This window comes from Roseateles sp. (genome assembly GCF_036404855.1).
Taxonomy (GTDB): domain Bacteria; phylum Pseudomonadota; class Gammaproteobacteria; order Burkholderiales; family Burkholderiaceae_C; genus Pelomonas.
On the sequence record NZ_DASWYS010000239.1, the window covers coordinates 1 to 6,384 of the forward strand.

The window sequence follows — 6,384 nt, forward strand, 5'->3', positions numbered from 1 at the left end:
GGCCAGACGATGACCGAGATCGTCGACAGCGTGCAGCGCGTGACCGACATCGTGGGCGAGATCAGCACGGCTGCCGGCGAGCAGAGCCAGGGTATCGGCCAGATCAACCAGGCCGTGGCCGAGCTGGACAAGATGACACAGCAGAACGCCGCGCTCGTCGAGGAATCGACCGCCGCTGCCGAGAGCTTGAAGGAACAGGCCAGCCGTCTCAGCCACGTCGTCGCGACGTTCCGGCTGAGTTGACCGGCCGCGCCCGGCTCGGCCGCTGCGCCAGCAACGGCGATGGATCCGGCTTTGCCGGGAGGCCGTGCCGGGCCGGGCTGCGGGCTCGGCGCTTCGCCAACCAGTCCACTGGATCGAGTGTCCCGGACTCAGCCCCCCGTTAACGGGGCGCAGCCTCGCTGCGGTAGTCAGGGCTACTTGACCCAGGTGTTGAGCTGGATGATCGGCAGCAATACCGCCAACACGATCAGGAGCACCACCGCGCCCATCGCGACAATGAGCAGCGGCTCCAGCAGCGTGGCGGCTGCCATGGAGCGGCGCTGCACCTCAACGCCCAGTTGGCGAGCGGCGCGGCCCAGCATCTCGGGCAACTGGCCGGTCTGCTCGCCCAGGCGAGCGAACATGGCCAGTATGCCGGGGAAGCGCTTCTTGCCGGCCAGTGCCGAGCCCAGCGGCGCGCCTTCGCGCACCTGCACCAATGCATCCAGCGCATCGGCTTGCATCGCGCGGTTGGACAGCGTCTCGGCCGCGGCCTGCAGCGCCTTCAGAATCGGCACACCGGCACCGGCCAACATGGCCAGCGTGCCGGCGAAGCGAGCTGCGTTGTAGCCGCGCGCCAGGCGCCCGATCAACGGCAGGCCCAGCAGGCCGGCGTCGAAACGCAGCCGGAAGGCCGGGGCCTTGAGCGCGAAACGCAGGGCCACGCCCGCCCCCATCAGCACGGCCAGCATGGCCCAGCCCCAGGCGCGCACGAAGTCGCTGACGGCCAGCATCGCGATGGTCAGCATGGGCAGCGTGCGCTTGGAGCTGGTGAACACCGTCGCGATCTGCGGCACGACGTAGGTGACGAGGAAGATGACGATGCACACCGAGATCAGCGACACGATGGCCGGGTAGGCCATGGCGCCGACGAGCTTGGCCTTCAGGTCCTGGCGCTCCTCCAGATCGTCGGCCAGCTTTTCCAGCACCTGGCCCAGCGCGCCGCTTTGCTCGCCGGCGGCGACAACGCCGCGGTAGACATCGTCGAACTCGCGCGGCGCCGAGGCCAGCGCGCGGGCGAAGGTCGAGCCGGCATTGACCTCGGCCTTGAGCTGCGAGATCAGCTCCCGCTGACGGGTGTCCTCGCTCTCGTCGGCCAGCGCCGTCAGCGCGCGCTCGATGGGCAGGCCCGAGCCGACGAGGCCGGCGAGCTGGCGCGTCCAGACCGCGAGGGCCGTCGGGCCAAAGACGCGGCGTGTGAAGCGGCTGCCCTCCTGCGAGCCGTGCTGCTGGACCATTTCGATGGACAGCGGCGTGAGGCCCATTGCGCGCACGGCTGCGCGCGCGGCGCGGGGATTGTCGGCCTCGATCAGGCCGCCGTTCTGGCGGCCGGCATCGCTGAGGGCTTCGTACTTGTAGGCCGGCACGACTTACTCTCGAGTCACGCGGAGAACCTCTTCCAGCGAGGTGACGCCGGACGCGATCAGCCGCTCGCCGTCCTCGCGCATGGACCGCAGGCCGTTGGCCACGGCGGCCGCCTGAAGTTGGCTCTCCGGCGCGTGGTTGTGAATGAGGCTGCGCACCGCGTCGTCCGCCACCATCAGTTCGTAGACGCCCGTGCGGCCCTTGTAGCCGATGTGGCCGCAGGCATCGCAACCCACGGGGTGCCAGTGGCCCTGCGCGTCCTGGCGCTTGCACACCGGGCAGAGCCGGCGCACCAGGCGCTGGGCCAGCACGCCCAGCAGCGAGCTGGACAGCAAGAAGGGCTCCACGCCCATGTCGGTGAGCCGCGTGACGGCGCTGGGTGCGTCGTTGGTGTGCAGCGTGGCCAGCACCAAGTGGCCTGTCAGAGATGCCTGGATGGCGATCTGAGCGGTCTCGTAGTCGCGGATCTCGCCGATCATGATGACATCCGGATCCTGACGCAGGATCGCGCGCAAGGCCTTGGCAAAGGTCAGGTCGATCTTGCCGTTGACCTGGGTCTGGCCGATGCCAGGCAGCTCGTACTCGATGGGATCCTCGACCGTCAGCACGTTGGTGGTGCTGGTGTCGACGGTCTGCAGCGAGGCGTACAGCGACGTGGTCTTGCCCGAGCCCGTGGGGCCGGTGACCAGGACGATGCCATGGGGCTGCTGGACCAGCTTCTTGAACGCACCGAGCACCTGGCCGTCCATGCCCAGGCCTTCGAGCGTGAACTTGGATTCGCTCTTGTCCAGCAGGCGAAGCACCGCGCGCTCGCCGTGGGCCGAGGGCAGCGTGGACACGCGCACGTCGATGGCGCGGCCGCCAATGCGCAGCGAGATGCGGCCGTCTTGCGGAAGGCGCTTCTCGGCGATGTCCAGCTCCGCCATGATCTTCAGCCGTGAGATCAACGCCGCGTGCAGCGCGCGGTTGGGTTGCACCACCTCGCGCAGCGTGCCGTCGACGCGAAAGCGCACGGAGCTGCTGCGCTCGTAGGGCTCGATGTGGATATCGCTCGCACCGTCCTTGGCCGCTTGCGTCAGCAGTGCATTGAGCATGCGGATGATGGGCGCATCGTTGGCGGCCTCCAGCAGGTCTTCCACCGCGGGGAGGTCCTGCATCATGCGCGACAGGTCCACCGCGCTCTCCACCTCGCCGACGACCACGGCCGCACTGGACTCGCTGCCGGCGTAGGCCGCGTTGATACGCTCTGCCAGCGACGGGGCCGCCTCGGACTCGAGCCGGTCCACCGCGTACAGGCGCTGGACTTCGGACAGCGTGGCCCAGCCGACCTCGGGCGGCGCCCATAGCGTCAGCGTGCCGCCATCGTCCTCCAGCAGCACGCAGTTGGCCTTCGCGAAGGCATAGGGCAGGGGGTGGCGGGTCGCGGCCATGTCAGCGCCCGCCCGGCCGACCGAAAGGCGCTGTGCGCCCCCTCGGGGGGCAATGAGCGAAGCGAGTGTGGGGGCGCATGTGTATCACTGCTGAGGCAGGGCCTTGTTCGACGGTGCCGCCTTGGGATCAGGCAGCAGCGGGGCGCCGGTGTCGGGCAGGATGAGGCTCTTCTGGGGCTGGGCGCTTTCCTGTACGGCACGGATGCTCTGGTAACGGTCCAGCGTCAACTGGTTGGCACTGTCGGCCGAGCGCATCACGACGGGGCGCAGGAAGACCATCAGGTTGGTCTTCACGCGCTTGCGGTTCTTGCTGCTGAAGAGGTTGCCGATCAGCGGGATCTTGGACAGGCCAGGCACGCCGTCGTCGCCATCGGTGTACTCATCCTTCAGCAGCCCACCCAGCACGATGATTTCGCCGTCGTCGACGACAACGCTGGTCTCGATGGCGCTCTTGTCCAGCGTGGGGCCGGTGGTGCCGTTGGAGCCCGGCACCACGGCGGAGTTCTCCTGATAGACCACCATGCGCACGGTGCCGCCCTCGCCGATCTGGCTCTTGACCCTCAGGGTCAGGCCGACGTCCTTGCGGTCCACGGTGGTGAAGGGATTGACCGTGCCGCCGGTTGTCGTGCCGGAGTTCGCGTAGGAGCCGGTCACGAACGGCACGTTTTGACCGATGACGATGCGCGCCTCTTCGTTGTCCAGTGAGACGAGGTTGGGCGTGGACAGCACGTTGGCGCCGCTCTGGCTCTCGAAGAAACTGGCCAGCGCGCCGATGGAATACGTGCCGTTGATCTTGCCGACCAGACCGAGGTTGAAGCCGCTGGGCAGGCTGCTGTTGGACAGTGCCGTGCCAATGGAGGTGCTGTTGCCGGAGCCGGCGGCGATGAGATTGAGGATGTTGCCCAGGCCCGTGCCGAAGTTCGTGCCGCTGAGACCGACCACCTGATCGCCCTTGGTGCCGATCAGGTTCTGCCATTGCACGCCGAACTGCCCGGCCTTGCTGTTGTCGATCTTGACGATCATCGACTCGACATAGACCTGTGCACGGCGTGCGTCGAGTTGCTCGATGACGGCCCGTACCTGTCGGTACAGCGGTTCGGGCGCTGTGATGATCAGCGAGTTCGTCGCCGGGTCCGCCTGCACGAAGCCGCCGGTGGACGGGCCCGCGGACTGCGTCAGCGGCGAAGTCGCGGCGGCGGAGTTCATGCCGCCGGCGTTGTTGCTGGCGTTCGGCGTCGCGCCCGTCAGGGACTGGTTCGTCGACCCCAGCGAGTTGGTGCCTGCCAGGCTGGAGGTGCCGGGCGAGTTGCTGCTGCTGGTGCCGCTGCTCGACGAGGCCGCGCCGAAGGCGGCGCGCAGCACCGTGGCGAGCTTCACCGCGTCGGCGTTCTTCAGGTAGACGACGCGGATGTTGTTGCCGCCGTCGGCACTGGGCTGGTCGAGCTTGTCGACCATGGAGCGCACGGCGGCCAGGCGGGCCGGGTTGCTGGCCCGCAGGATGAGACCATTGGAGCGCGGGTCCACCAGCACGTTGACGGCGCTGCTGCTCTGGCCCGGCGCGGCTGCGGCGATGTTGGTGGAGCCGCCGTCGGCCAGGCGCTGCACCAGCGGCGCGAGGTCCGCCGCGACGGCATGCTTCAGCGGCACGATCTCGATGTCGCTGGTGCCTGGCGTGTCCATGGCCGCAATGATCTTGGCCATGCGCTGGAGGTTGTCAGCGTAGTCGGTGATGACGAGGCTGTTGTTGCCCGGATTGGCATTGATGGTGTTGTTCGGGCTGATCAGCGGGCGCAGTACGGCGACCAGGTTGTTCGCGTTCTCGTGCTGAATGCGGAAGATCTGGGTCAGGATCTGGTCGCCGCGAACGTTGCTGGTCTCCACGGCCACCGAGCCGGCCTGTAGCTTGGCGTCCGGCTCAGGCAGCACCTTCAGGAAGCCCGCCGCCTCGACGACGGTGAAGCCCAGGCCGCGCAGCGCGGCGAGGTAGTTGCGGTAGGCCTCGGCCACGGACACGGGCTGTTCGCTGTAGACCGTGATGGCGCCCTTCACGCGTGGGTCGATGATGATCTGGCGATTCAGCATCACGCCGATGGCGCGGGTCACCGCCTCGATGTCGGCGTTGACGAAGTTCAGCGTGACGAGCGAGCTGGCCTTGACGGCCGGGCCGGCCGGTTTGCCGCGCTGGACGGAGGTGCTGTCGGGCTGGGCAAACGCGCTGCTGGTCGCCAGCAGCATGGCGGCGATGGATGTGGCGGTGCGTTGGAGATTCATGATCATCCGATCGTCAAGACGGAGCGCGCCCCTTGGCGGCGTCCGATGATGTTCAGCAAGTTGTTCAACGCTTCCTCTCGTCCCGGCGCGGCGCTGGCCTCGCCAGTGAAGCGGCTCTTTCCGCCGGCGGTCAGCGTGCCCACGCCCGAGAGCTGCAGCGCGCCTTCCAGCGTGGACAGGTTCAGCGTACTGACGCCCGGGCTGGTCGTGTCGGCCGTGACCGTGAAACGGTAGCTGCCCAGCGGCGCGACGGTGGACACGCGCGAGGACAGGTTGAGCAGTTCCAGCTGCAGCTCGCCGAACTGGCGCCAGCGACCTTGCACCGACTCCAGCTTCAGCTCGCGGGCCGACAGCCGCAGCGAGCCGCCTAGTTGCAGCGTGTTCCACGGCGTGCCCAGCCCACCCAGCAGGTCGGCGGGCAGGCGCACCAGCCAGTCGGCCTGGGTGTCGACGCTGACCGCCAGCCGTCCGAGGCCGGGCTTGATGCCCAGCAGCAGCTCGCCGTTGATGCAGCAGTCCTGCCGTGCGGCGAGCTGCAGGCCGATGCCCTTCAGACTCATCTTCCAGTGCAGCCGGCCGGGCAGGGCCGAGGCGTCGCGGCTGCCGGCGCCGCCGGTCAGCACCAGTACGCCCGAGCCATTCCAGATGCTGCCGCGCGTGTCCACGATGAGGAGATGCTCGCTGGTCGCCGAGGCCAGCGCTCGCGCCAGCCAGCTCGCCGGAGCGAACACGATCAGCGCGCCGATGATGCCGACGAGGGCGCCCGCGATGCTCCAGCGTCTGGGTGTCAGGTGACGCACCGCGCGACCGCCCGCTTGGATGTCGCCCAGCACGGAGTCGTTGGCCGAGGCGGCCGGCGCGCTCTTCTTGAACCAGGCCATCAGTTGTTCCCCAGGCTGAGCACCAGTGTGCCGGCATAGCCCTTGGGGCCGCGGGTCAACTGGGCTTCGACCGGGCGGGCGCGTGCGGCCGAGCGCACCTCGCCCAGCCAGCTCTGCAGCGCTTCAGGCGTGATGCCGTTCAGCGTGACGACGGCACGTTCGCCTGCAAGGTTCAG

At 68.4% G+C, this 6,384-nt stretch carries 5 protein-coding genes; 1 reads left to right on the forward strand and 4 read right to left on the reverse strand.

Annotated elements, in window-relative coordinates; all coding sequences use genetic code 11:
* Window positions 1–243, forward strand: a 243-nt coding sequence (locus VGF12_RS15730; protein WP_331176986.1) for a methyl-accepting chemotaxis protein, incomplete at its 5' end; no start/stop codon positions are given.
* A 173-nt stretch (window positions 244–416) separates the two neighbouring features.
* Here the strand turns inward: VGF12_RS15730 and gspF are convergent.
* The 4 genes from gspF to gspN all read right to left on the reverse strand — a co-directional run bounded on the left by gspF (window position 417) and on the right by gspN (window position 6,208).
* Complete coding sequence (gene gspF / locus VGF12_RS15735; protein ID WP_331176987.1) at window positions 417–1,628, reverse strand: type II secretion system inner membrane protein GspF; 1,212 nt, start codon at window positions 1,626–1,628, stop codon at window positions 417–419.
* Window positions 1,629–1,631: 3 nt separating this feature from the next.
* Window positions 1,632–3,056 carry a type II secretion system ATPase GspE gene (gspE, locus tag VGF12_RS15740; RefSeq protein WP_331176988.1) on the reverse strand — a complete coding sequence of 475 codons (1,425 nt, stop codon included), beginning with the start codon at window positions 3,054–3,056 and terminating at the stop codon, window positions 1,632–1,634.
* An 84-nt stretch (window positions 3,057–3,140) separates the two neighbouring features.
* A complete protein-coding gene (gene gspD, locus VGF12_RS15745) occupies window positions 3,141–5,327 on the reverse strand; it encodes a type II secretion system secretin GspD (RefSeq protein ID WP_331176989.1) in 2,187 nt (728 codons plus the stop codon).
* 2 nt (window positions 5,328–5,329) lie between these two features.
* A complete protein-coding gene (gene gspN, locus VGF12_RS15750) occupies window positions 5,330–6,208 on the reverse strand; it encodes a type II secretion system protein N (protein ID WP_331176990.1) in 879 nt (292 codons plus the stop codon).
* Between the last annotated feature and the right edge of the window lie 176 nt (window positions 6,209–6,384).